20 protein-coding genes are annotated in these 25,021 nt (G+C 71.1%); 16 read left to right on the top strand and 4 right to left on the bottom strand.

Annotated features, from left to right (window positions below; all coding sequences use genetic code 11):
- Positions 1-46: 46 nt before the first annotated feature.
- Positions 47-1,117, bottom strand: a complete 1,071-nt coding sequence (locus M4J07_RS04345) for a hydroxyacid dehydrogenase (protein ID WP_374214989.1) — start codon at positions 1,115-1,117, stop codon at positions 47-49.
- A 257-nt stretch (positions 1,118-1,374) separates the two neighbouring features.
- On the opposite strand from M4J07_RS04345, the gene M4J07_RS04340 reads away from it, so the two are divergent.
- From M4J07_RS04340 to M4J07_RS04300, 9 genes are all read left to right on the top strand, one after another.
- The gene (locus M4J07_RS04340; RefSeq protein WP_255967354.1) at positions 1,375-2,322 is read left to right on the top strand and encodes an ABC transporter permease; all 948 of its coding nucleotides are present in this window, start codon (positions 1,375-1,377) and stop codon (positions 2,320-2,322) included.
- Between the two features lie 85 nt (positions 2,323-2,407).
- Positions 2,408-3,268, top strand: a complete 861-nt coding sequence (locus M4J07_RS04335) for a carbohydrate ABC transporter permease (RefSeq protein WP_255967452.1) — start codon at positions 2,408-2,410, stop codon at positions 3,266-3,268.
- 55 nt (positions 3,269-3,323) lie between these two features.
- On the top strand, positions 3,324-5,012 hold the full coding sequence (locus M4J07_RS04330; RefSeq protein ID WP_255967353.1) for an extracellular solute-binding protein: 1,689 nt from the start codon (positions 3,324-3,326) through the stop codon (positions 5,010-5,012).
- Positions 5,009-6,460, top strand: a complete 1,452-nt coding sequence (locus M4J07_RS04325) for a M1 family metallopeptidase (RefSeq protein WP_255967351.1) — start codon at positions 5,009-5,011, stop codon at positions 6,458-6,460. The genes M4J07_RS04330 and M4J07_RS04325 overlap by 4 nt, the downstream gene beginning before the upstream one ends.
- Complete coding sequence (locus M4J07_RS04320; protein ID WP_255967349.1) at positions 6,460-8,685, top strand: galactose-binding domain-containing protein; 2,226 nt, start codon at positions 6,460-6,462, stop codon at positions 8,683-8,685. Before M4J07_RS04325 ends, M4J07_RS04320 begins: the two co-directional genes overlap by 1 nt.
- Before the next feature lie 70 nt (positions 8,686-8,755).
- Positions 8,756-10,054, top strand: a complete 1,299-nt coding sequence (locus M4J07_RS04315; protein ID WP_255967347.1) for a Gfo/Idh/MocA family protein — start codon at positions 8,756-8,758, stop codon at positions 10,052-10,054.
- Between the two features lie 166 nt (positions 10,055-10,220).
- A complete protein-coding gene (gene tdh / locus M4J07_RS04310) occupies positions 10,221-11,249 on the top strand; it encodes an L-threonine 3-dehydrogenase (protein ID WP_255967344.1) in 1,029 nt (342 codons plus the stop codon).
- Positions 11,250-11,286: 37 nt separating this feature from the next.
- Positions 11,287-12,483, top strand: a complete 1,197-nt coding sequence (locus tag M4J07_RS04305; protein ID WP_255967342.1) for a glycine C-acetyltransferase — start codon at positions 11,287-11,289, stop codon at positions 12,481-12,483.
- 22 nt (positions 12,484-12,505) lie between these two features.
- The gene (locus M4J07_RS04300; RefSeq protein ID WP_255967340.1) at positions 12,506-13,408 is read left to right on the top strand and encodes a LysR family transcriptional regulator; all 903 of its coding nucleotides are present in this window, start codon (positions 12,506-12,508) and stop codon (positions 13,406-13,408) included.
- 201 nt (positions 13,409-13,609) lie between these two features.
- On the opposite strand, the gene M4J07_RS04295 is transcribed toward M4J07_RS04300, so the two are convergent.
- Positions 13,610-14,626, bottom strand: a complete 1,017-nt coding sequence (locus M4J07_RS04295) for a LacI family DNA-binding transcriptional regulator (RefSeq protein WP_308284729.1) — start codon at positions 14,624-14,626, stop codon at positions 13,610-13,612.
- A 279-nt stretch (positions 14,627-14,905) separates the two neighbouring features.
- Here M4J07_RS04295 and M4J07_RS04290 point away from each other — a divergent pair, with 279 nt between their 5' ends.
- The 5 genes from M4J07_RS04290 to M4J07_RS04270 all read left to right on the top strand — a co-directional run bounded on the left by M4J07_RS04290 (position 14,906) and on the right by M4J07_RS04270 (position 18,960).
- A complete protein-coding gene (locus M4J07_RS04290; RefSeq protein WP_255967336.1) occupies positions 14,906-15,769 on the top strand; it encodes an ABC transporter permease in 864 nt (287 codons plus the stop codon).
- A 59-nt stretch (positions 15,770-15,828) separates the two neighbouring features.
- Positions 15,829-16,857 carry an ABC transporter substrate-binding protein gene (locus M4J07_RS04285; RefSeq protein WP_255967334.1) on the top strand — a complete coding sequence of 343 codons (1,029 nt, stop codon included), beginning with the start codon at positions 15,829-15,831 and terminating at the stop codon, positions 16,855-16,857.
- A 19-nt stretch (positions 16,858-16,876) separates the two neighbouring features.
- The gene (locus M4J07_RS04280) at positions 16,877-17,695 is read left to right on the top strand and encodes an ABC transporter ATP-binding protein (protein WP_255967332.1); all 819 of its coding nucleotides are present in this window, start codon (positions 16,877-16,879) and stop codon (positions 17,693-17,695) included.
- Positions 17,696-17,803: 108 nt separating this feature from the next.
- Positions 17,804-18,421, top strand: coding sequence for a helix-turn-helix domain-containing protein (locus M4J07_RS04275; RefSeq protein WP_255967330.1), 618 nt, complete (start codon positions 17,804-17,806; stop codon positions 18,419-18,421).
- Positions 18,418-18,960 (top strand): GNAT family N-acetyltransferase, encoded by a 543-nt coding sequence (locus M4J07_RS04270; protein ID WP_255967328.1) that lies wholly within the window; start codon positions 18,418-18,420, stop codon positions 18,958-18,960. The genes M4J07_RS04275 and M4J07_RS04270 overlap by 4 nt, the downstream gene beginning before the upstream one ends.
- Positions 18,961-18,967: 7 nt before the next feature.
- On the opposite strand, the gene M4J07_RS04265 is transcribed toward M4J07_RS04270, so the two are convergent.
- Positions 18,968-19,822, bottom strand: a complete 855-nt coding sequence (locus tag M4J07_RS04265; protein WP_255967326.1) for a sugar phosphate isomerase/epimerase family protein — start codon at positions 19,820-19,822, stop codon at positions 18,968-18,970.
- Positions 19,823-19,845: 23 nt separating this feature from the next.
- On the bottom strand, positions 19,846-23,373 hold the full coding sequence (locus tag M4J07_RS04260) for a ThuA domain-containing protein (protein WP_255967324.1): 3,528 nt from the start codon (positions 23,371-23,373) through the stop codon (positions 19,846-19,848).
- A gap of 310 nt (positions 23,374-23,683) precedes the next feature.
- Between M4J07_RS04260 and M4J07_RS04255 the strand changes: the two genes are divergently transcribed.
- Both M4J07_RS04255 and M4J07_RS04250 read left to right on the top strand, forming a co-directional pair.
- Positions 23,684-24,634, top strand: coding sequence for an alpha/beta fold hydrolase (locus M4J07_RS04255; protein ID WP_255967322.1), 951 nt, complete (start codon positions 23,684-23,686; stop codon positions 24,632-24,634).
- A gap of 50 nt (positions 24,635-24,684) precedes the next feature.
- Positions 24,685-25,021: MmcQ/YjbR family DNA-binding protein (locus M4J07_RS04250; protein WP_255967320.1), on the top strand; the 337-nt coding region annotated here is incomplete at its 3' end.

The raw sequence follows: 25,021 nt of genomic DNA, 5'->3' as shown, positions 1-25,021 counted from the left end.
GGTCGTCCGCCGTGCCCAGAGCCTATGGCGTGCGGCGCGGGCCCGGTCACGCGATCCGCTCCAGGTCCGCCAGGAGCACCGGATGGTTGAGCGGCACCCCGCGCGCGTACCGGGCCAGCTCGTCGACGGCGAGGGCGCCGAGCCGGCCCACCTCGTTGCCCTGGGCGCCCGCCATGTGCGGCGTGATGAACACGTTGGGCAGGTCCCACAGCGGGTGTCCGGCGGGCAGCGGCTCCGGGTCGGTCACGTCGAGCACGGCGTCGAGCCGCCCGCTGACCAGGTGCTCCGTGAGCGCGGCGGTGTCGACGAGCGGGCCGCGCGCGGTGTTCACCAGGAGCGCGCCCGGCCGCATCAGACCGAGGCGCCGCGCGTCCAGCTGGTGCCGGGTCTCGGCGGTGTCGGGCGCGTGCAGGGTCACCACGTCGCTGGTGGCGACCAGGGTGTCGAGGTCGGTGCGGACGACGCCGAGCAGCTCCGCCTCGGCGTCGCCGACGTACGGGTCGTAGAGCAGCACCTCGGCGTCGATCGAGCGCAGCAGCTGGATCACGCGGCGGCCGGTCCGGGAGGCGCCGACGACGCCGACGGTGAGGCCGCGGGTGCCGAGCCAGTGCTGCCGGTCCAGGTCGGCGTCGGTGCGGTGGGTGCGCCGGGTGCGGAAGAGATGGGCGAGCGGGAAGGCCCGCTTGGCGCCCAGGATGATCGCGGCGAGGGTGAACTCGGCGACCGGGACGGCGTTGGCCGCCGCGGCCGACGAGACGGTGATGCCGCGCTCGTACGCTGCCCTGCTCAGGAACGTCTTCACGGTGCCGGCGGCGTGGATCACGGCGCGCAGCCGCGGCGCCCGGTCGAGGACCGCGGTGTCCAGGGGCGGGCACCCCCACCCGGTGAGCAGCACCTCGGCCTCGGCGAGTGCGGCGCGCGCCGCGGGGCTGCCGAACTCCCGCACCACGCCGGGCGGCCGGATGTCCGCGGTCTCCTCCAGGCGGGCCCGTACCGCCGGCGGGAAGACGTCGTCGACGACCGCGGAGTCCATCGCGAGAACCGTACGGGGCCGCCGCGGGGGCGGTGTGGCGTCGGCGGCCATGGCCTCGACCGGCGCCTCGTCAGTGGTACGCACCCTGCCTCCGGACAGTAAACGTGTTCTATGGCGTTACCGAAAACTAGGGAGCCCGATGCGTGACCGTCAAGGTCACGCAGCTCATCGAGGGGGAGAGTTGCCGGGAATCGCCATGAATAGCCCATTGAATGCTCCCACTTGAGAGCGGTAGTTAACGCAGGTGTTGCCCCGATCTATTGACGACGGGGTTAAACGCTTACTAACTTGCCGCCGCAGCAGCGCAGTTATTGCGTCACCCGGCCGAACAGGACCGCTCCATGACTGCTCCCGCTCCACCCCTCGCCATCCGCAAGACCCTCCGGCAGCGCCTCCAACGCGACAAGGTGATGCTGCTGCTCTGCCTGCCCGGCTTCCTGTACTTCGTGGTCTTCCACTACGTACCGCTGCTCGGCTACATGGTCGCCTTCCAGGACTACCAGCCCTACCTGGGCTATCTGCACAGCGCCTGGAACGGCTTCACCAACTTCAGCAACGCCTTCGCCGACCCCGACTTCTGGTCGGCGACCGGCAACACGCTCACCATCGCCCTCGTCCAGCTGGTGCTGTTCTTCCCGGTCCCGATCGGGCTCGCGCTGCTGCTCAACAGCATCGTCAGCGACAAGGTGCGCCGCTTCGTGCAGAGCGTCGTCTATCTCCCGCACTTCATCGGCTGGGTCATCATCGTCTCGATCTTCCAGCAGATCCTGGGCGGCGCCGGCGTCGTCCCCGACCTGCTGGAATCGCTCGGCCTGCCGCGCTACGACATGATGACCGACCCCGACGCGTTCCCGCTGCTGCTCGCGCTGCAGGTGATGTGGAAGGACGCCGGCTGGGGCACCATCATCGTCCTGGCCGCGCTGCTCTCCATCGACCGCGGCCTGTACGAGGCGGCGGCCATGGACGGCGCGGCCCGCTGGCGCCGCTTCTGGCACGTCACCCTGCCCGGCCTGTCACCGGTCCTGGTGCTGCTGCTCATCCTGAACCTCGGCAACATCCTCACCGTCGGCTTCGAGCAGATCCTGCTCCAGCGCGACGCGGTCGGCCCCGGCAGCGGCGAGGTCCTGGACACCTACGTCTACTTCCACGGCATCCGGGACAACCAGTGGGGCACCGCGGCCGCCGTCGGCCTGGTCAAGGCCGTCATCGGCACCGTCCTCGTCATCGGCGCCAACAAGTTCGCCCACCGGCTCGGTCATGAAGGGGTGTACCGCGGTGCTGACCGTTGAGACGACCGCTGTGAAGACGCGCCGCCGCACACCCGCGGCCCCCGCGGCCGGGGAACTGCGCCCGTCCGGCGCCCGGCCCCCCTGGATGGAGAAGCCCACCCGCCTCGGCCTCTTCCTGAAGGGCCTCGCCCTCGTCCTGGTCGTCGGCCTGGTCGCGTACCCGCTGCTCGGCGTGATCGGCACGAGCTTCGCCTCGCAGAGCGACATCATCAGGTCCAACGGCCTCGTCCTGTGGCCCGACCACCCGAACCTCGACGCCTACCGCACCGCGTTCACCGGCGGCCGCGTCACCCGCGCCCTGTTCGTGAGCGTCGGCGTCACCGTCGCCGGCACCGTGTGCAGCCTTCTCGCCACCATCGGCATGGCGTACGGGCTGTCCCGGCGCGGTGTCGTCGGCGGCCGCTTCATCCTCATGACGGCGCTGTTCACGATGCTGTTCAACGCGGGCGTCATCCCCAACTTCCTGCTGGTGAAGGAGCTCGGGCTCTACAACACCTTCGCCGCGCTCGTCCTGCCCACCATGGTCAGCGCCTTCAACCTCGTCGTCATGCGGGCCTTCTTCATGAACCTGCCCGAGGAGCTGTACGACGCCGCGAAGGTGGACGGCGCGGGCGACTTCCGCACCCTGATCCAGGTGGTGCTGCCGCTGTCGAAGGCGGTCGTCGCCGTCGTCGGGCTCTTCTCCGCCGTCGCGTACTGGAACGCCTACTTCAACGCCCTGCTGTACCTCGGCGACAACGACAAGTGGCCGCTGCCGATGGTGCTGCGCACGTTCATCCTCCAGGGGCAGGCCCTCGACTCCGGTGCGGCCGGGGAGGCGGTCGCTCCGCAGCAGGCCGTGCAGATGGCGGTCCTGGTGATCGCGGTGGTCCCGATCCTGCTCGTCTACCCCTTCCTCCAGCGGTACTTCACCAAGGGCGTGCTCACCGGAGCCGTCAAGGGCTGATGCCGCCCCACCCCCCCAACTTCCTGTCTGTTCCACCGTGTTGAGGAGCTCTGCTATGTCCGGCACCACGTACATCAACCGCCGCACCCTGCTCCGCCGGGGTGCGGGCGTCGGCCTCGGCGTCGTCGCGGCACCCCTGCTCGCGTCGTGCGGCGACGGGGGCACCGCCGCGAAGGCCGAGGCGAAGAGCGCCAAGCTGCTGCCGACCACGACCGTGCGCAACATCGGCATCAAGGCCGATCTGCCCGGTACGGCGGCCGGTGTCCCCAGCGCGTTCCTGAAGTACCCGGCGAACCCCGTCCGCGCCACCAAGGGCACCCCGCTCAAGGGCGCCAAGAAGATCACCGCCGTCACCGAGACCTTCGCGCCGCTGCCGCCCGAGCGCGGCAAGAACGCGGCGTTGCGGGAGATCGAGAAGCTGCTCGGCACCCAGGTCGACTTCACGGCCGTGCCCGCCGACGACTACCCGGCGAAGTTCTCCACGATGGTCGCGGGCGACCAGCTGCCCGACGTCTTCATGTACCCGGAGACCGGCGGCGTCGACAACAAGGCGGGCTTCCTGCAGGCCACGTGCGTGGACCTCGGCCCGTACCTGTCCGGCGGCAAGGTCAAGGACTACCCGAACCTGGCGGCCATTCCGCAGTACGCCTGGCAGGGTGCCATCTTCGGCGGGAAGCTGTACGGGATTCCGCTGGCCCGCAACGGCAGCGCGGGGGCCGGCTTCTACCGGGCCGACCTCTTCGAGCGGGCGGGCGTGTCCAGCCTCGACCAGATCGACAGCACCGACCGCCTCGTCGAGCTCGCGAAGGAACTGACGAACCCGAAGAAGAAGCAGTACTTCTTCATCAGCGGAGCCACCACGCTCCTCGCCCAGTCGACGGGCGCACAGTCCTCCTGGAAGCACGACGCCGGGACCGGCAAGTGGACCTACCAGCTGGAGGACGACAAGTACCGTCACGCGGTCGAGATCGCGGCGAAGCTCTACAAGGCAGGCTGCTACTACCCGGGCACGGTCCAGATGTCCGGCGCCCAGAAGGCCCAGTACACCGACCTGTTCAAGAACGGCAAGGGCGCCTACGTCTACGACGGCATGCCCGCCTACCTGGCCCCCGCCACCGGATACGTCGACGCGATGGCCGCCATCGACAAGTCCTTCGACGTGCGCCCCATGGTGCCGGTCGGCACGGACGCGGTCGCCTGGACCAACAACACGGCGCTCTCCAACTGCTTCGTCAAGAAGGCGAGCGACGACCGGGTGAAGGAGATCCTGCGGCTCGCCGACTTCGCCGCGTCGCCCTTCGGATCGGTGGAGTACACCCTCATCAAGTACGGGGTCGAGGGCGTCGACCACGAGCGCGACAAGGACGGCACGCCCGTCCTCACCAAGCAGGGCACGCAGGACACCACCGTGCCGTGGTCGTTCCTGGGCTCCGCGACCCCGGCCTTCTTCAGCGCCACCAGCGCTGACGCGACGCGCTACGTGCACGAGGCGTACACCACGCTCATCCCCCTGCTGATCGACGAGCCCACGCTGACGTACTCCTCGCCGACCTGGGACTCCAAGGGGGCCGGCAGCCTCAACACCATCCACAGCGACGGAATCAAGGACATCGTCACCGGCCGCAAGCCGATGTCCTCCTACGACGCCCTGGTCAAGAAGTGGCGCAACGCCGGCGGCGACAAGTGCCGGTCCGAGTTCGAGCAGGCCTCCCAGCAGCAGGCCGCCGAGAAGGGGAAGAAGTGACCACCAGCAGACGCACGATCCTGCGGGGCGCGGGAGTCGCCGCGCTCACCGTTCCGACGCTCGCCATCCCGGCGTATGCCCACGGCTTCGACCCGAAACCCGGCTCCGACGGTGTCGGCGACCCGCTGTTCCCGACGCTCGGCAACGGCGGCTACCAGGTCGTCCACTACGACCTCACCTTCGACTTCACGCCCGTCACCTACGACTTCACGGCCCGGGTCGTCCTCTCCGCCAAGGCCACCCAGGACCTGTCGTCGTTCAACCTGGACACCGACGGCCACACCATCGACACGGTCACGGTGAACGGCCGAGCCGCCGCGTTCGCCCTGTCCGTCGGCAAGTCGGGGCAGGAGCTGACCGTCACCCCGGCCGCACCGCTGCACAAGGGCGCCCCGTTCCAGGTCGCCGTCGCCTACCGCGGCAACGGCAAGGCGCCCCGCGTCGGACTGACCGGCTGGAAGTTCGGCAGTGACGGCGGCTTCGTGTCGGCCGTGCAGTCCTCGCGCGCCGACACCTTCCTGCCCTGCAACGACACCCCGTCCGACAAGGCCACCTGGACGTTCCACATCTCCGCGCCCGAGGGCTATGTCGCCGCCGCGAACGGCGAGTTGACCGGCAAGGACAAGCGCGCCGACGGCTCGGCCGTCTGGCACTTCGCGCTGCGCGAGCGGATGCCCACCGAACTGCTCGGCATCGCCGTCGTCAAGGGCACTTACCTGTACGGCACTTCGCACAAGGGACTGCCGCTGCGGCACGTCGTCCCGCAGGGCCAGGAGGACAAGTACGGGCCGATCGTCGCCCGCACCCCGGACCATCTCGCCTGGCTGGAGGCGAAGTTCGGCGCGTACCCGTTCTCCGTGTACGGCCTGCACATCTACGACGGGTACACCGACGCCCTGGAGAACTCGACGCTCACCCTGATGGGCACCAACTGGTTCAAGCCCAACGCCGACGGCAACCCGACGTACGAGAACACGATGGTGCACGAGCTCACCCACCAGTGGTTCGGCGACTCCGTCACCCCGCACGACTGGCAGCAGGCGTGGCTGAACGAGGGGCCGGCCGTGTACTACGCCGCCCTCTACAGCGAGGAACGCGGCTGGTCGAAGATGGTCGACAAGATGCGGACGACGTACGGGAAGCTGGACGCGATCCGCGCCGCCGACGGGCCGCCGGGACTCCCCAAGGCGCTCGGCGGCACCAACATCTACGACGGTGGCGCGCTCGTCCTGTACGCACTGCAACTCCAGTTCGGACAACAGAAGTTCGACCACCTCATGCGGCAGTGGACCCGCCGGTTCAAGGACCGTACCGTCACCAGCGAGGACTTCATCCGGCACGCCGTGGACATGACGGGCGACCGGTCGGTCGACGCGTTCCTGCGGGACTGGCTCTTCGGGGCCACGAACCCCCCGATGCCCGGACACCCCGACTGGACGGTGGCGTGATGAGGAAGTCCCTGCGCGTCGTCACGACCGGCATCGCGGCCGTGGCCGCCGCCGCGACGGTCGCCCTCGCCCCGCTGCCCGCCGCCCAGGCGGCCCCCGCACCCAAGGTGCTGCGCGCGGCCCCCCACGGCTCCGGAACCGACTGCACCGTGGGGCACCCGTGCTCCGTGGAAGGCGCCCGCGACGCCGCCCGCCGCGCCACCGGTGACCGGGCCGTCCGCGTCGAACTCGCCGACGGCACCTACGCGTTGACCCGACCGCTGAAGCTCGGGCCGGACGACTCCGGCGTCACCTGGGCCGCCGCGCCCGGCGCCGAACCCGTCCTGTCCGGCGGCCGCGCCATCACCGGCTGGACCGCGAACACCGACGGCACCTGGACGGCGAAGGCCCCCGAGGGCGTCACCCCGCGCCAGCTGTTCGTCGACGGCAGGCGCGCGGTCCGCGCCCGCGGCGCGTCCTGCGCCGCCGCCGTCTGCGACGCCACGAAGACCGGCATGACCGGCGCCGAGAGGACCGGCATCGCCCAATGGGCCCGGCCCACCGACGCCGAGGCCGTCATCAGCGTCCGCTGGCGCAACTACCACTGCCGGATCGCGTCCGTCACCGGCGACGTCATGACGTTCGCCCAGCCCTGCTGGACCAACTCCGCCTCCGGCACGAACCGCACCGGACCCGCCTGGGACTCGACCACCGTCGACTCGACCCGCTACGCCAAGGTCGCCTTCTTCGAGAACGCGCCCGAACTCCTCGACCAGCCGGGCGAGTTCGTCTGGAACTCCACCGCGCGCACCGTCACCTACCTGCCGCGCAAGGGCGAGGACCCGCGCCGCTTCCGCGCCGTCACGCCCGTCACCGAGAACCTCCTCGTCGTCGACGGCGCCCACGACGTCCGGATCACCGGCCTCCGCTTCGCCTACGCCGCCTACCGCCAGCCGTCCACCGACGAGGGCTACGCCGGCATGCAGGCCGGACTCACCCTGACCGGAGCCACCGGCCCCGTGGACCACGCGGGCCGCTACTACACCAAGCCCGCCGCCGCCCTCACCGTCCGCGGCGGCCGCCACGTGGTCGTCGACCAGGCCGCGTTCACCCATCTCGGCGGCGCGGGCGCCGTGTTCGAGCAGGGCACCCAGGACTCCACCCTGACCCGCTCCCGGTTCACCGACCTGTCGTCCGGCGCCGCCTACATCGGCGACACCGAACCCCTGCCGGCCGCCGAACTCGTGGGGGCCCGCAACACGGTGTCGTACAACACCGTCCGCGGCACCGGAGTGGAGTACACGGACGCCGTCGGCATCTGGGCCGGCTACGAGGCCGGGACCGTCATCGACCACAACACGCTCCAGGACCTGCCCTACTCCGCGATCTCCGTCGGCTGGGGCTGGAACCAGCCCGAGGCCCAGAAGTCCGTGCTGCGCGACAACCGCATCACGAACAACCGGATCACCGACGTCATGCGCGTCGAGCACGAGCAGCACGACGGCGGCGCCATCTACACCCAGGGCGCCCAGCCCGGCACCGTCGTCTCCGGCAACTACATCAACCGCAGCGCGTACGGCAACACCGAGCGCGACGGCAACGGCATCTACCTCGACGAACAGTCCAGCCACATCGCCGTCACCGGGAACGTGATCACCCGCATCGGCTACAAGTGGGTCTCCAACTGGGCGGACTACGGCATCGACAACCACGCCACCGGCAACTGGGTCGACACCGACGCCCCCGCCCTCGCCGGCACCGGCTCCACCATGAGCGACAACCACACCGGGCTCGACCGGCTGCCCGCCGAGGCGGTCGCGGTCGCCGAGCGGGCCGGCGCGCAGGGCCGCGGCCGGGTCGAACAGCTCCGTCCCGACCTGGCCCGCACCGGCACCGCCACCCAGTCGTCGACCGACGGCGCCGCGACCGCGGCCCGCGTCGTCGACGGCGACACCTCCACCGACAGCCGCACCCTCGCCGAGGCCGGCGCCTGGTGGCAGGTCGACCTCGGCACCGCGCGGCACGTCGGCCAGGTCGAGATCTGGAACGACGCCGCCATGACGACCGGCGCCTTCGACGTGCAGTTCGCCGAGGACGCCGCCTTCACCGACGCCACCACCGTCCATGTCGACGGCAAGGCGCTGCGCCCCACCGTCCTCGACACCGACACGCAGGCGCGCTACGTGCGCGTACGGCTGACCGGCACCGGGCGCGTCGGACTCTCGCAGGTCCTCGTGCACCCGTAGCCGGAGCATCGGAGAACGGCGCCGCGGGCCGGTCGGCGGGCCCGCGGCGTCCCCGTGCTTCCATGCATGCGTGCGCCGCACCAACACCACGTACAGGAAAGGCGGTTACGCCATGACCGACGCCCCGTCCGGCCCCACCGGTCCCACTGGTTCCCCGGATTCCTCCGGTCCCTCGGGTGGGCCCGACCTCCGTCTCGGCGTCCTCGGCTACGGACTGCGCGGCTCGATCGCCCGCACCGCCCACCGGCCGGGCGCCGGATCCCGGGTCACCGCCCTCGCCGACCACGACGCGGCGGCCCGCACGGAAGCGGCCCTGGCGTTCCCCGGCGCGCTGATATCCAGCGACCACAAGAAGGTCGTCGGCGACCCGGACGTCGACGCGATCGTCGTGCTCACCCCCGACCACACGCACGCCGACGTCGCCTGCGAGGCGCTCAAGGCGGGCAAGCCGGTCTTCGTCGAGAAGCCCCTCGACGTGTCGATCGACCGCTGCGACGCCCTCCTGCGCACCGCGTACGAGACCGGCACCCGGCTGTACGTCGGCCACAACATGCGGCACATGCCGGTCGTCCGGCTGATGCGCGACATCATCGCGCGCGGTGAGATCGGCGAGGTCAAGACGGTCTGGGTCCGGCACTTCGTGGGCTACGGCGGCGACTGGTACTTCAAGGACTGGCATGCCGAACGGCAGTACACCACCGGCCTGTTGCTGCAGAAGGCCGCCCACGACATCGACGTCCTGCACTGGCTGGCGAACGGCTACACCCGGCAGGTGCAGGCCCTCGGCGACCTGATGGTCTACGGCGACAACCCGCACCGCCGCGCACCCGGCGAACCCAAGACCGACGACTGGTACACCCGGGACGGCCACTGGCCGCCGCACACCCAGCGCGGACTCAACCCCGTCATCGACGTCGAGGACGTCTCCCTGGTCAACATGCGCCTGGACAACGGAGTGCTGGCCGCCTACCAGCAGTGCCACTTCACCCCCGACTACTGGCGCAACTACACCGTCATCGGCGACGCGGGCCGCCTGGAGAACTTCGGCGACGGGCCCGGGGGAGTGGTCAAGGTGTGGAACTCCCGGCGGTCCACCTACCGGGGCGAGGCCGACGCCGAGTACCCGGTGCCGGACGTCGAGGACAACGCCGGGCACGGCGGGGCCGACCCCCTCCTCGTCGACGAGTTCATCCGGTTCGCCCGCGAGGGCGGCACCACCGACACCTCGCCGGTCGCCGCGCGGATGGCCGTCGCGGCGGGCGTGCGCGCCACCGAGTCCCTGCGCGACGGCGGCACGCCGCGAGAGGTCCCCGACCTCGATCCGGAGCTGATCGCCTACTTCGAGCGCGGGCAGACCCGCCTGGCATAGGCGTGCAGAAAAGCTGCGGCGGCGCTTAAGAAATCCTCGATGGACCAGGGGCGCCGTCGTACGGAAGAGTCCGGGGTGGCGGCCTCCTGACCGCCGCCCCACCCACTCTTCCCCGTATGCGGGCCGCTGCGTGCTGCCCGCGTGCGCGACGACAGGAGCCGATCCGTTGAAGGCGCTGGTCAAGGAGAAGGCCGAACCGGGACTCTGGCTGACGGACGTCCCCGAGCCGGCCGTCGGCCCCGGTGACGTACTGATCAAGGTGCTGCGGACCGGTATCTGCGGCACCGATCTGCACATCCGCAGCTGGGACGGCTGGGCGCAGTCCACGATCGCCGCGCCGCTCGTCGTCGGCCACGAGTTCGTCGGCGAGGTCGTCGGCACCGGCCGCGACGTGCAGGACATCGCGGTGGGCGACACCGTCAGCGGCGAGGGCCACCTGGTGTGCGGCAAGTGCCGCAACTGTCTCGCCGGGCGCCGCCACCTGTGCCGGGCGACGGTCGGCCTCGGCGTCGGCCGCGACGGCGCGTTCGCCGAGTACGTGGCCCTGCCCGCGTCCAACGTGTGGGTGCACCGGGTCGCCGTCGACCTCGACGTCGCCGCGATCTTCGACCCGTTCGGCAACGCCGTGCACACGGCCCTGTCGTTCCCGCTCGTCGGCGAGGACGTGCTGATCACCGGGGCCGGGCCGATCGGCCTGATGGCCGCCGCCGTCGCGCAGCACGCCGGCGCCCGCAATGTCGTGGTCACCGACGTCAGCGAGGAGCGCCTGGAGCTCGCCCGCAAGATCGGCGTGAGCCTCGCCCTGAACGTGGCGGAGTCCACCATCGCCGACGGCCAGCGCGAGCTCGGCCTGCGCGAGGGCTTCGACATCGGCCTGGAGATGTCCGGCAACCCCGTCGCGATGCGCGACATGCTCGCCAACATGACCCACGGCGGCAAGATCGCCATGCTCGGCCTGCCGGCGCAGGAGTTCGCCGTCGACTGGGCCCGCATCGTCACCTCGATGATCACCATCAAGGGCATCTACGGCCGCGAGATGTTCGAGACCTGGTACGCGATGTCCGTCCTCCTGGAGGGCGGTCTCGACCTCGCCCCGGTGATCACCGGCCGCTACTCCCACACGGACTTCGAGGCGGCCTTCGACGACGCGGCGAGCGGCCGCGGCGGCAAGGTCATCCTGGACTGGACCTCCTGAACTCCCCCCGCGCACACAGGATTTGAGGACTCACGGCATGTTCGACAGCGTACGCGAAGACCTTCAGGCCACCCTCGACGAGATCGTCGCCGCGGGCCTGCACAAGCCCGAGCGGGTCATCGGCACCCCGCAGTCCGCCACCGTCGGCGTGACCGCGGGCGGCCGCCCCGGCGAGGTGCTGAACTTCTGCGCCAACAACTACCTCGGCCTCGCCGACCACCCCGAGGTGATCGCCGCGGGCCACGCCGCCCTGGACCGCTGGGGCTACGGCATGGCCTCGGTCCGCTTCATCTGCGGCACGCAGGAGGTCCACAAGGAGCTGGAGGCGCGGCTGTCCGCCTTCCTCGGCCAGGAGGACACGATCCTCTACTCCTCCTGCTTCGACGCCAACGGCGGCGTCTTCGAGACCCTCCTCGGCGCTGAGGACGCGGTGATCTCCGACGCCCTGAACCACGCCTCGATCATCGACGGCATCCGGCTCAGCAAGGCCAAGCGCTTCCGCTACGCGAACCGTGACATGGCCGACCTGGAGACCCAGCTCAAGGCCGCGGCCGAAGCGGGCGCCCGGCGCAAGCTGATCGTCACCGACGGCGTCTTCTCCATGGACGGCTACGTCGCCCCGCTCGCCGACATCTGCGACCTCGCCGAGCGCTACGACGCCATGGTCATGGTCGACGACTCGCACGCGGTCGGCTTCGTCGGTCCCGGCGGCCGCGGCACGCCCGAGCTGCACGGCGTCATGGACCGCGTCGACATCATCACCGGCACCCTCGGCAAGGCCCTCGGCGGCGCCTCCGGCGGCTATGTCGCCGCCCGCGCGGAGATCGTCGCCCTGCTGCGCCAGCGCTCCCGCCCGTACCTCTTCTCCAACAGCCTCGCCCCGGTCATCGCGGCGGCCTCGCTGAAGGTCCTCGACCTGCTGGAGTCGGCCGGTGACCTGCGCGAACAGCTCGCGGCGAACACCAAGCTGTTCCGCACCCGGATGACGGAGGAGGGCTTCGACGTCCTGCCCGGCGACCACGCCATCGCGCCCGTCATGATCGGCGACGCGGCCGTCGCCGGCCGGATGGCCGAGCTGCTCCTGGAGCGTGGCGTGTACGTGATCGGCTTCTCGTACCCGGTCGTGCCGCAGGGCCAGGCCCGGATCCGCGTCCAGCTGTCCGCCGCGCACTCCACGGAGGACGTGAACCGCGCCGTGGACGCCTTCGTCGAGGCCCGCGCGCAGCTCGGCTGACCGGTTTGGGACAATCGGGGACATGATCGAAGCGCGGCGACTGCACATCCTCCGGGCGGTGGCCGACCACCGTACGGTCACGGCGGCTGCCGCCGCGCTGTACCTGACCCCCTCCGCCGTCTCCCAGCAGCTCACGGCGCTTGAGCAGGAGACCGGGCACAAGCTGGTCGAGCGGGGCGCGCGCGGCGTACGGCTCACGCCCGCCGGCGAGATCCTGCTCACGCACACGAACGCCGTCCTGGCCCAGCTGGAGAAGGCCGAGGCGGAGCTCGCCGCGTACAGCACGGGCGAGGCGGGCACCGTGACGCTCGCCTCGTTCGCCACCGGCATCGGCCTGGTCGTCGGCCCCGCCCTCGCCCGGCTCGCCGGGACCGCGCCCGGCATCCGGGTCCGGGTCAGGGACGCCGAGGGCGACGCCAGCCTGCCGATGCTGCTCGACCGGCAGATCGACGTGGCGGTCGCCGTCGAGTACCGGGGCGCGATCGGGGCCGACGACGACCGGATCACCCTGGTGCCGCTGTACGCGGAGCCGTTCGACGCGGTGCTGCCCGGCGCGCACCGGCTCGCGGACGCCGAGCGGGTGCCGCTCGCCGACCTGGCGAAGGACACCTGGATCGGCCCGTACCCCGGCAACCCCTGCCACGACGTCGTCGTCCTGGCCTGCGAGCACGCCGGGTTCTCCCCGCAGTTCGAGCACTCCTCGGACGACTTCCGCGCGGTCGTCGCGCTCGCCTCGGCGGGCGCGGGCGTGGCCCTCGTCCCGCGCTCGGCGCTGCACGGCATGGACCTCACCGACGCGGTCGTCCGCCCCATCGACGGCGTGGCCCCCACCCGCAAGGTCTTCGCGGCGGTCCGCCACGGCGCGGAGTCCCACCCCCTGATCCGCCCGGTCCTCGCGGCACTGGGCGAGGCGGCCAGGGACTGAGCCGGCCCCCGGTACCGCACCCGGCCCGTAGGGCCTGTCGTCACACTCCCGTCTGCCCCGCGGTGTCTGGCACGCACGCTCGCGGCGTTGCCGAAAGGCCCGAGTAGCTCCGCTACCAGGACTTTCCGGCGCCTTGCGATCGCACGCACCAGACACCGCGGGGCCGCCCTCCGGGCGACGACGGGAGTGTGACGACAGGCCCTACGGCACCACCCGCGTGCTGCCCCGCACCACCACCTCCCCGGCGAACCGCTCCACCCGCACCCGCTCGCCCCGCGGCTCCCGCAGCGCCAGGTCCAGGGCGGCGCGGCCCATCTCGGGAAGGGGGAGCGCCACCGTCGTCAGGGCCGGGGTCAGCTCGCGCACCAGGGGCACGTCGTCGAAGCCCGCGAGGGACACGTCCTCCGGTATCCGCAGGCCCCGCTCCCGCAGCGCGGCGAGTGCGCCCACCGCCATCACGTCCGTCACCGCGAACACGCACGTGGGCAACGGGCCGCCGCCGTCGAGGAGTTCGCACGCCGCGGCGTGCCCGCCGTCCCGGGTGAACGCGCCGCGCACCACCCGCGACGCGGGCAGTTCCACGCCCGCCTCGGCGAGTCCCGCGCGAAACCCCGCCACCCGGTCGGCCACGGTCGTCAGCGCCGAGGGGCCCGCCAGCACCGCGAACTCCCGGTGCCCCAGGCCGACCAGGGCCCGGGCGAGCGCCGCCGCGCCCGTCCTGTTGCCGGGCAGCACCGCGTCGACGCGCAGGCTGCGGTGCCGGCTGACCACGGCCACCCGGCCGCCCTCGCGCAGGTACGGGGCGAGCTCCGTGTCCAGGGCCCGCTCCCACGCCCGGTCCTGGATGCCGGAGCCGATCAGCAGGATCGCCCGCGCCCGCTGCGCCCGCAGCATCGACAGATAGGCGATCTCCCGGCCCGGCTCCCGGAAGGTGCTGGAGAGCAGCACCAGCAGGTTCCGCTCGGCCGCCGCCGCCATCACCCCGCTGGCGATCGCCGCGAAGTACGGGTCCCCGACGTCGTGGCAGATGACCCCGACCGTGCTGCTCGCGGACCCCGCGAGGGCCTGGGCATGGGCGTTCGGGATGTAGCCGAGCGCCTCGGCGGCGGCCCGCACCCGGGCCCGTAACTCCTCGCGGACCCGTGCCGTGCCGTTGAGCGCGCGGGACGCGGTGGCCGGGGAGACCCCGGCCAGGCGGGCCACCGCGTCGAGGGTCACCGGCTGCCGTTCCGGGGGGCGTCCGTCGCGCCGCCCGGCCTGATGCCCGTTCCTTGGTGCGTCCAGTTCGTCCACCGCGCCCCCTCGGTCCCGGTTCGATACCGGTCACAGGAAACTTCCGCACGATCTCTTGACCGTGCAGACATCGGGTCATTAGCGTGGCGGACACCGTATCAGAAAGCGCTTTCTGAAAGCGATTTCGCGGATCACGGTTCCGGCGCGCTCCACCGCACACTCATCGCTCCACCCGAAGTCGACCTGATATCAGGGGAGTTGCCAGTGAGCCAGAGTGCCCTCAAGCCATCACCGGTGCCGGTGAAGGGGGTTCAGGAACGGGAGCGTCCGTCGGCGGGCCGGCGGATGGCCGAGGCGGCCGAGAAGAGCTGGCGGCCGCTCGCGCTGCTCCTCGTCTGTTTCGGCGCGTGGTGGGTGATCGCCGCCGCCGAACTCGTCGAGCCCTACCTCGTCCCCTCGCCGGGCCGCACCCTGGACGTCGTCCTCGACAAGCCGGACTACCTGTGGCACCACAGCTGGGTCACCACGTACGAGACGCTGATCGGTTTCGTCATCGCCGTGGGGGTCGGGATCCTGTCGGCCGTCGTCATGGTCTACTCGTCCACCGTCGAGAAGACCCTCTATCCGGTCCTGCTCTTCGCGCAGGTCGTCCCGAAGATCGCCATCGCCCCGCTGTTCGTGGTGTGGCTCGGCTTCGGGATCGCGCCGAAGATCCTCATCGCCGTCCTCATCGCCTTCTTCCCCGTTGTCATCTCCATGGTCACCGGCCTCAAGGCGGTCGACCCGGAGATGCTGGAGCTGTCCGCGACGATGGGCGCGAGCCCCTGGCAGACATTCCGCAAGATCCGCTTCCCGGCGTCACTGCCGCACCTCTTCTCCGGTCTGAAGGTCGCCGTGACGCTCGCCGTCACGGGCGCCGTCGTCGGTGAATTCGTGGGCGCCAACGAGGGGTTGGGCTACGTCATCCTCCAGGCCAACGGAAATCTGGACACCCCGATGCTGTTCGCCGGGCTGCTCGTCATGTCGCTGATCGGCGTCGTCCTGTTCGTGGCGGTCGAGGTGGCCGAGAAGCTGCTGCTGCCCTGGCACGCGAGCCGCCGCGACGGCACCGCGGTGACGACGTACTGACAGCGGAGAACGGCTCCGCCCCGACGCATCCCACGCCCCCCTTGCAGAAAGGCATCGCCATGCCCCCGCGCAGACTGCTGACCGCCACCGTGCCGTTCGCCCTGCTCGCGCTCGCCGCGACGGCCTGCGGCGGCGACTCCGACAAGACGTCGACGTCCGACTCCGGCAAGAAGCTCGACAAGGTCACCCTGACTCTCAACTGGTACCCGTACGGCGAGCACGCCCCCTTCTACTACGGCCGGCAGCAGAAGATCTTCGAGAAGCACGGCATCGACCTGGAGATCCGGGCGGGACAGGGCTCGCAGAAGACCGTCCAGGCCACCGGCGCGGGCCAGACCGACTTCGGCTGGGCCGACACCCCAGCCGTCCTCGCGGGCGTCGACCAGGGCGTGAACGTCAAGAGCCTCGGCGTCTTCCTCCAGACGACCCCTGCCTCCGTGCAGTCCTTCGCCGCCCAGGACATCAAGTCCCCGGCCGATCTGAAGGGTAAGACCATCGCGGGCACGGCGGGCGACGCCCTGTCCAAGACGTTCCCGATCTTCCTGAAGAAGAACGACCTGGCCGAGTCCGACGTCAAGATCCAGAACACCGACCCGGCGGGCAAGATCGCCGCGGTCATCTCCGGCAAGACCGACGCCCTGCTCGGCTACGCCAGCGACCAGGGCCCGACCATGGCGGACAAGGCGAAGAAGGACGTCTCGTACCTGCGCTTCTCCGAGAACGGCCTCAACTTCTACTCCAACGGCCTGATCGCCGGACAGAAGACCCTCACCGGCCGCGGCGACCTCGCGCAGCGCATGGTCAAGGCCGTCAGCGAGGCCTGGGCCGCGGCGGAGAAGAACCCCGAGCCCGCCGTCGCCGCGATGGACGGCGCGTCCGAGCAACTGCCGTCCGACGGCGTGCTGTCGGAGCAGTTCAAGACGACCCTGACGCTGCTGCACACCGACGCGACCGAGGGCAAGGCGCCCGGCGTGAACACCGAGGCCGACTGGCAGCAGACCATCGACGTCTTCGCGCAGGCGGGCATGGTCAAGAGCGGCAAGCCGGTGGCGGACTACTGGGACGCGAAGAACGGCCTGAAGGGCTGAGGGGGCAAGGGAGATGAGGATGGCCAAGGACGCCCCGGCGGACGTGGGCCGCGCGCCGGACGGGGCCGTTCCCGCCGTGCGCATCGACGACGTCGCCGTCCGGTTCCGCACGAAGAAGAAGGACGTCACCGCGCTGCACGACGTCCGGGTCGACGTCCGCGACGGCGAGTTCGTGGCGATCGTCGGTCCGTCGGGCTGTGGCAAGTCCACGCTCCTCAAGCTCGTCGCGGGTCTGCTCGCGCCGTCGTCGGGCGAGGTCCTGCTGCACGGCGAGCGGGTCGGCGGACCGCGTCACGACATCGGTTACGTGTTCCAGCGCGCGGCCCTCCTGGAGTGGCGCTCGGCCCGGCGCAACATCCTGCTCCAGGCGGAGATGCGGGGCATGCCGGCGGCTCGAGCCCGGTCGCGCACGGACGAGTTGATGGACATGGCAGGCCTCGCGGGATTCGAGGACGCCTATCCGCACGAGCTGTCCGGCGGGATGCAGCAGCGGGTCGCGCTGTGCCGGGCGCTGCTGCACGAGCCGCCGGTCCTCCTCATGGACGAGCCCTTCGGCGCCCTCGACGCGCTCACCCGCGAGCAGCTGAACATCGAGCTGAACCGGATCTGGCGGCGCACCTCCACCACGGTCCTGCTGGTCACCCACTCGATCGCCGAGGCGGTCTACCTCGCCGACCGGGTGCTGGTGATGAGCCCGCGCCCCGGCACGGTCACGGAGGTCATCGAGGTGGGGCTGCCGCCGGAGCGGGACTACGCGCAGACGCTGGCGACCCCGGAGTTCCGCGCGGCGACCGGCCGGATCAGGGAGCTCCTCGGGGCGGTGGCCGCGCACGACTGACCCGCGGGACACGTGGGACCCGCGGGACCCGTGGGATCCGCGGGAAGATCTGCGGGAGAGAGGGGCCGCACTACCTGCTCGTTTCATATGTGGGATATCGTGCCGAATATGAGACGAGAGAGTGAAGCGGTCACGAGAACCGGAGCCAGAGCCGGCGGCGACGTCGAGGCGGACCCCGTCGACGCCCGGCTCGGCGCCCGGCTCGCCGAGCTGCGGGCCGAGCACGGCTGGTCCCTGGGCGAGCTGGCCGAACGCAGCGGCGTCAGCCGGTCCACCCTGTCGCGGGCCGAGCGCGCCGAGATCAGCCCGACCGCCGCCCTCCTGAACCGCCTGTGCGTGGTCTACGGACGCACCATGTCCCAGCTCCTGAGCGAGGTCGAATCGGCCCCCGCCCAGGTGGTCCCGGCCGCCGACCAGCCCGTGTGGCGCGACGACTCCAGCGGCTTCGTGCGCCGCTCCGTGTCGCCGCCGCTCGCCGGGCTGCGCGCCGAGGTGGTCGAGGGGCGCCTGGAGCCGTACGCCGACATTGCCTACGACCGGCCGCCCGTGCCCGGCCTTGAGCAGCACATCTGGGTCCTCGACGGCCTGCTCGACCTCACCGTGCAGGGCGTCGTGCACCGCCTCGCGGCCGGCGACTGCCTGCGCTTCCGGCTCTGGGGCCCGACGCACTTCCACTGCCCGGGGCCCGAACCCGTACGGTACGCGCTGGTGGTGGTGCTGCCGTGACCGCGCCCGTCCGGCTGACGCCCGATCAATTCCCCTCCCACGTCGAGGGGTTGGGGAAGCTGCTCGCCCACATCGTCGAAGGTGGCGGATCGCTCGGCTTCCTGAGCGGACTGACCGCGGCCGGCGCCGCCGACTGGTGGCGGGCGCGCACCCCCGCCGTCGAGAGCGGCGACCTCGTCGTCTGGGTGGCCCTCGACGAGGCGGGCCGCTGCGTCGGCACGGTCTCGCTCGGCCTCAACCACTGGCCGAACGGCAGACACCGCGCCGAGGTCCTCAAGCTGATGGTGCACGGATCGGCACGCGGCCAGGGCGTCGCACGCACGCTCCTGGCGACCCTTGAGCGCGCCGCCGCCGAAGCGGGCGTCTCCCTGCTCGTCCTCGACACGGAGACCGGGTGCCCCGCCGAGACCCTGTACCGCAAGACGGGCTGGGAGGAGGCCGGCGTCATCCCGGATTACGCGAGCGACCCGGCGGGCGTCCTGCGCCCCACGACGCTCTTCTACAAGCGTCCCGGGGCGCAGGCGCCCTCAGCTCACTGACACCAGGTCAGTACCTCAGCGCGGCGAGGTAGTTGTAGCTGTTCCTGGCCGATGCGAACGGATCGGCCGGGGAGTCGTGCTCGACCAGCCACTGCCGGACACCGCCCTCGCGCGCATGGTCGAACATCGCCGCGAAGTCGAGCGTCCCCGAGCCCACGTCGGCGAAGTCGCCGTTCGGGGCCATGTCCTTGACGTGCAGTGCGGGGAACCGGTGCGGATGCCGCACGAAGTACGTCGCCGGCCCCGCGGCGCCGCCCTTCGCCGCCCAGTACACGTCCAGCTCGAAGGCGACCAGATGCGGATCGGTCTCCTTCAGGAGGATGTCGTACAGGTTCTCGCCGTCCACCACCACATGGTCCGAGCCGTGGTTGTGGAACAGCACGGGACCGAGACCGGCCGCCCGCGAGGCGGCGCCGATCCGGTTGAACTCCCGAGCCGCTTCCCGGAATCCGGCCACCGAGTGCATCGAACCCGGCAGGCTCGGCACCACCGGCCACTTCGCACCGAGCGTGTGCAGGTCCTCCAGGGCCTGACCGAGCCCGCTGCCGGTGAGCGTCGGATAGGCGATGTGCTCCAGGACCGAGCGCAGGCCGACCGCGTCGAGCATGCCTCGGATCGCGGCCGCCGAGTACCCGTGCCGGCCGCTCACCCCGACCGTCGCGTAACCGATCTCCGCCAGCTGTCCGACCGTGCCCGCGAAGTCCTGCGCCAGCACGTTCCGCATCGTGTAGAGGTGCATGCCGATGCTGCCGCGCGGGATCCGGCGCCGGTTCGCCGCGACCGCGGGCGCGGCCAGCGGAACGGCCGCTGCCGCGGCAAGTGCCGTACCGAGAAAGGCTCTTCGCGTAGTGACGCCGCTCATTGTCTCGTCCTCCCTCACTCGTCTCACTTCACCGTGACGCGGACCGCGCCGGTCGTCGTGTCGCCCTTGTCGTCCGTGACGGTCAGGTGCGCGGTGTACGCACCGGCACGCGCGTACGTGTGCTCGGCCGTCGCGCCCTCCGTGCCGCTCGGCTTGCCGTTGTCACCGAAGTCCCAGTGGTACGAGGCCGCGGTACGGCCCTCCGGGAGCTTGACCGTGCCCTTGAGCGCGACCGCGAGCGGCGCCGTGCCGTCCACCGGTGTCGCGCCCACCGTCACCTTCGCGCCGGACCGCTTCTCCACGCCCGGGCCGTTGAAGTGCAGCCAGTCGAGGGCGAGCAGATCGGGCCCCTCGGCCGTCCAGTCCGCGTTCCTGAAGACGGCGTACAGCTTGAACGTGCCCTTGTGGTCCGCCAGTTGGGTGGTCGGCGAGACCACGTTCCCGTAGCCGCCCGTGTTCGGCACGGACACCTTCCCGAGCAGCGGGCCCGTCGGGGAACCGGCCCGGAACTCCACGTCGCCACCGATCCCGCCGGACGCCGCGCCCACGGTCACCGACTCCACGCCCTTCAGGTGCACGGGGTCGAACGACACCCAGTCGCCGTCCTCGATCTCGCCGAGCCGCTTGCCGCCCGAGGAGTCGTCCCGGCTCACGGCCTCGGCACCGCCGTGCGCGCCACCGGTCGCCGTGAAGTGCTCGGCCTCCCGGAACGACGTGCGCAGCGTCAGCGAGTCCGACCCGGTGAGCGCCGGCACGCCTGCGGCGCCGCCCTTGTCCTCGTACTGCGCGCTGATGCCGTAGTAGAGGTTCTGCCCCGGCCCGTGGCTGTCCCCGGCGTCCGTGACGATCTCGCCCGTGCAGCCCGTGTAGTTGTCGAGCGGGTGGAGGTGGGTGTCATGGCCGAGCTGCGACTGCACGACGACCCGGGAGCAGTCGATCCGCGGACCCGTCCCGTCCTCCGCGTCCTTCACCTTCACCGTGAACGGGATCGTGTCGCCGAAGCTGAACGTCCCGCCACCGGGCGGCTGTTGGACCGTCACCACCGGCCGGGTGTTGCCCACCGTGACGTCCGTGACCGCGCGGCTGCTCAGCCCGCCGGGCCCGGTCACCGTCAGGCGCGCCGTGTACTGGCCGTTCTTCGTGTACGTGTGGGTGGGCTTCGGCTCCGTCGAGTCCGTGCTGCCGTCACCGTCGAAGTCCCAGGCGTACGAGACCTCTTGACCACCCGTCACGCCGGACCCCGCGCTGTCGAAGGTGACCTTCAGCGGCGCCTGCCCGCTGTCCGGCGCCGCGGCGGCCCGGGCCTCGGGCAGCCGGCCGTCGGCGACGTAGTCGATGCGGTAGATCCCCGCCCCCTCGTTGCTGCCGCCGCGGCCGGTGCCGCTGCCCAGCCCGAAGTCGATGACGTACAGCGCGCCGTCGGGACCGAAGTCGGCGTCGAAGGGCTGGTTCCACTTCAGGTCGCCGAAGACGGAGTTGATGGAGTTCAGATCACCGGCCCTGGCGGGCGCGAACCGCGGATCGGTGAACGTCTGGTCCTTCTCCTGCATCGAGAAGACCTTGAACCACTGCCGCGTCAGCTCGTAGGTGAACCACTTCCCGTCGAAGTACTCGGGGAACTTGGTGCGGTACTCGTTGTCCGGGTCGTAGGCGTAGACGGGCCCGCTCATCGGACCGCCGCCCCCGGTGCCCAGCTCGGGGAACTGGGTGGACGCCGAGTACGCGTACCAGACCGTCGCCGCCTGCGCGGGCGGCAGGTCCCGGAGCCCGGTGTTGTTCGGCGAGTCGTTCACGAGCTTCCCGCAGTCGAACTTCGCACCCGACGTCTTCGTAGCGAAGTCGTAGTCGTTGAACGGGGTGTTGTCGCCGATGCAGTACGGCCAGCCGTAGTTCCCGGCCTTCGTGATGCGGTCGAACTCGACGGTCCCCTCGGGCCCGCGATCGGCGACGGCCTGCCGGGCGTCCGGCCCGTAGTCCGCGATCAGCAGCGCGCCGCTGCGCGGATCGGTGGTGATCCGGAACGGATTGCGCAGCCCCATCGCGTACACCTCGGGCCGCGTCCTCTCCGTCCCCGGGGCGAACAGGTTCCCCTCCGGGATCCCGTACGTCCCGTCGTCCTTCGGCGAGATCCGCAGCACCTTGCCGCGCAGGTCGTTCGTGTTGCCCGCGGTGCCCTGGGCGTCCCAGGCACGCCGCCCCTCGCGCTCGTCGATCGGGGCGAACCCGTCGGAGGCGAAGGGATCGGTGTTGTCACCGGTGGCGATGTACAGATCGCCCTTCTTGTCGAAGGCGATCGAACCGGCCATGTGCGAGTTGGCGCGGCCCTCGCCCCGCCACGTCGGGATGGCCAGCAGCCGCTTCTCGCTCGCCGGATCGATCGTCCCGCCGGACTCCGTGAACCGTGACAGGTTGATCCGCTTCTCGGTCTTGTCGGAGTTGAGGAGGTACACCCAGTGGTTGTCGGCGAACTTCGGATCGAGCGCCAGCCCGAGCAGCCCGTCCGACTGGCTCGTCATCTCCGGCGTGTACGCGAGGTCGAGCGCCGTCGTCACCTTCATCGACTCCTGGTCGATGATCTTCAGTTTGCCGGTGCGCTGGATGAAGAACACCCGCCGGTCCGGCGCCACGGCCAGCTCGAACGGGTCCGCCAGATCGGCGGTCGCCAGCGGCGTCCGCTGGAAGGCGCCGGTCTTCGTCGCCGAGCAGTCGCCCTCCTTGTTCCCCGCGGCCCACTGGATCCCGCCCAGCAGGTGCTGCAGGAACCCGGCCTCCTGGAAGGCCGACTTGGCGTGCCCGCCCGCCGTGTACCAGGAGCGGCCGCCGTCGTAGTTCTGGCACCAGGACCACGGGTGGTCCACGCCCTCGTCGAGCCCGGTCACGCCGTCCCGCACCTTGATCTGCGCGAGCGTGTGCACCTTGCCGGTCGGATTGACGCGCCAGTTGTACCACTCCTCCGAGCGCTCCCAGAGCTCCGGAAGGCCCTTCGTGGAGGGGTGGGCGTGGTCGAGGACCTTCACCCGGCCCGTCTGCACGGCGGGGTGCTGGTCGAAGATGGCCCCCACGAGGCCCTCGTACCAGTCCCAGTCGCGCTCGCTCGCCGACGCGGCGTGCAGCCCGACCCAGCCACCGCCGCCGCGCACGAACTTCTGCAGCGCGGCCCGCTGGTCGGCGTCGAGCAGATCGCCCTTCTCGGGCGTCGAGTTGGTGTTGTTGAAGACGATCGCCTGGAAGCGGGCGAGGTTGGCGTCCGTGAACGCGCCGGCGTCGTCGGTCGCCTCGACCTCGAAGCCGTTCTCCGCGCCCAGCTTCTGCACGGCCTCGATCCCGGCCGGGATCGAGTCGTGCGCGAAGTTGGTGACCTTGGAGAAGACGAGCACCCGGAAGGCCGGTGCGGCCTCGGCCGGCTGCTGGACGGCCCGGGCCTGCGTACTCAGCCCGATGCTCGCGACCAGGATCGCCAGGAGGGCGAGGAGCAGCGGCAGCCGACGGTTCGGTCTGCCTCTTCGGTGGTGCTGCACGGGCGGTGGTGCGGCTGTACTCGACGTACTCATGGCGCTCCCTCGGCTGTCGGCCCCGGATTGGTGCCGGGGCTGCGTGATGCTGCGGGTGTGCGGTGAGTGCTGGTGGAGTGCAGCCGGGAACGCCGGAGTGCGCCTCGCCGGTCCTCGCGGGACTAGAAAGCGCTTTCCCGAATGCGTCGTTCAGCGTAGGTACGACGGGCCTGAGGGGTCAATGGGTCGGAAGCGACGTATGCCCCGCACCGGTCCGGCACCGGTCCCGCACGTGCCCCGCCACGCATGACGGCCGACAGGACGGGGAGGTGGAAGAAGTCGCCCGCCCACACGGAACCGGAGCCGCCCGATGACCGACCCCGCCCACACCACCAGCGTCCTCAGCGCCGGCGACGGCGCCGCCGTGGCCACCTACACCTGGCAGCCCGACGGCGGCAGGCCCCGCGCCTTCGTCCAGATCGCCCACGGCGCCGCCGAGCACGGCCTGCGCTACGACCGGTTCGCCCGCCACCTCACCGCCCACGGCTACGCCGTCATCGCCTCCGACCACCGCGGCCACGGCGCCACCGCCCAGTCCACCGGCGGCTACGGCGTCACCGACGACGCCGAACCCGGCACCGTCGACGCCTGGGTGTCGATCGTCGAGGACCTCAAGGCCATCGGCGACCAGGCCAGGGCCCTGAACCCGGACGTCCCCTTCGTCCTCCTCGGCCACAGCCTCGGCTCACTCCTGGCGCGCGACTACGCGCAGCGGTACGCGGACGACCTGGTCGGCCTGATCCTCTCCGGCACCTTCCGCTCCCTGCCCGGAGCCGACAACGAAGGCTCGATCGCCCAGCTGGAGGCGGCCTGCGCCTCGGACGGCCGCGCGGCACTCTCCTCCTACGTCCCCGACCTCTTCACCTCCTTCAACGACCCCTACGAACACCGCACCGGCTTCGAATGGCTCTCCCGCGACGAAGCGGAGGTCGACGCGTACGTCGCCGACGAACGCTGCGGCTTCCCCTTCTCCACCGGCCTCTCCCTCGACTGGGTCCGCGCGGTGCGCCGCATCAACGACCCGGCGAACCTCGCCCGCATCCCCGCGGACCTGCCGATCCACGTCGCCGTCGGCACCGAGGACCCCTGCAACCAGCGCATGACCCTCGTCCACGAACTCCTGGAGGACTTCCGTTACGCGGGCGTGGCGGACCTGACCTGGAAGGGCTACGAGGGCGCCCGCCACGAGATCCTCAACGAGACCAACCGGGACGAGGTCCAGGCCGACCTCACGGCGTGGCTGGACAAGCGCGTGCCGTGATGGGCCGTGATGGGCCGTGATTGTCAGTGGCCTTGGCTACGGTTCCTCCCATGCCGGACGCCGAGGATGTACGCACCGTCGCCCTGTCCCTGCCGGACACGACGGAGAAGATCGCCTGGAGCATGCCCACGTTCCGGGTCGCGGGAAAGATGTTCGCCACGCTGCCCGAGGAGGAGACGTCGATCGCCGTGCGCTGCCCCAAGGAGGAGCGTGACGAACTGGTCCTCGCCGAGCCCAAGAAGTTCTGGATCGCCGACCACGAGGCGTCCTTCGCCTGGGTCCGCGTCCGCCTGGCCGCGCTGGACGACGTGGCCGAACTGCGCGACATCCTCGCCGACTCATGGCGCCAGGCGGCCCCCACCCGACTCCTCGACGCGCACCCGGAGT

The sequence above is a fragment of the Streptomyces longispororuber genome (assembly GCF_024448165.1).
GTDB lineage: Bacteria > Actinomycetota > Actinomycetes > Streptomycetales > Streptomycetaceae > Streptomyces > Streptomyces longispororuber_A.
Note: the sequence above shows the minus strand (reverse complement) of the source record. Positions and strands in the feature narration are given on the sequence as shown.

Coding starts and splice junctions, on each gene's coding strand:
- M4J07_RS04340 (WP_255967354.1), top strand. CDS start 1,375: ATGACTGCTCCCGCTCCACCCCTCGCCATCCGCAAGACCCTCCGGCAG.
- M4J07_RS04335 (WP_255967452.1), top strand. CDS start 2,408: ATGGAGAAGCCCACCCGCCTCGGCCTCTTCCTGAAGGGCCTCGCCCTC.
- M4J07_RS04330 (WP_255967353.1), top strand. CDS start 3,324: ATGTCCGGCACCACGTACATCAACCGCCGCACCCTGCTCCGCCGGGGT.
- M4J07_RS04320 (WP_255967349.1), top strand. CDS start 6,460: ATGAGGAAGTCCCTGCGCGTCGTCACGACCGGCATCGCGGCCGTGGCC.
- M4J07_RS04305 (WP_255967342.1), top strand. CDS start 11,287: ATGTTCGACAGCGTACGCGAAGACCTTCAGGCCACCCTCGACGAGATC.
- M4J07_RS04300 (WP_255967340.1), top strand. CDS start 12,506: ATGATCGAAGCGCGGCGACTGCACATCCTCCGGGCGGTGGCCGACCAC.
- M4J07_RS04285 (WP_255967334.1), top strand. CDS start 15,829: ATGCCCCCGCGCAGACTGCTGACCGCCACCGTGCCGTTCGCCCTGCTC.
- M4J07_RS04280 (WP_255967332.1), top strand. CDS start 16,877: ATGGCCAAGGACGCCCCGGCGGACGTGGGCCGCGCGCCGGACGGGGCC.
- M4J07_RS04275 (WP_255967330.1), top strand. CDS start 17,804: ATGAGACGAGAGAGTGAAGCGGTCACGAGAACCGGAGCCAGAGCCGGC.
- M4J07_RS04265 (WP_255967326.1), bottom strand. CDS start 19,822: ATGAGCGGCGTCACTACGCGAAGAGCCTTTCTCGGTACGGCACTTGCC.
- M4J07_RS04260 (WP_255967324.1), bottom strand. CDS start 23,373: ATGAGTACGTCGAGTACAGCCGCACCACCGCCCGTGCAGCACCACCGA.
- M4J07_RS04255 (WP_255967322.1), top strand. CDS start 23,684: ATGACCGACCCCGCCCACACCACCAGCGTCCTCAGCGCCGGCGACGGC.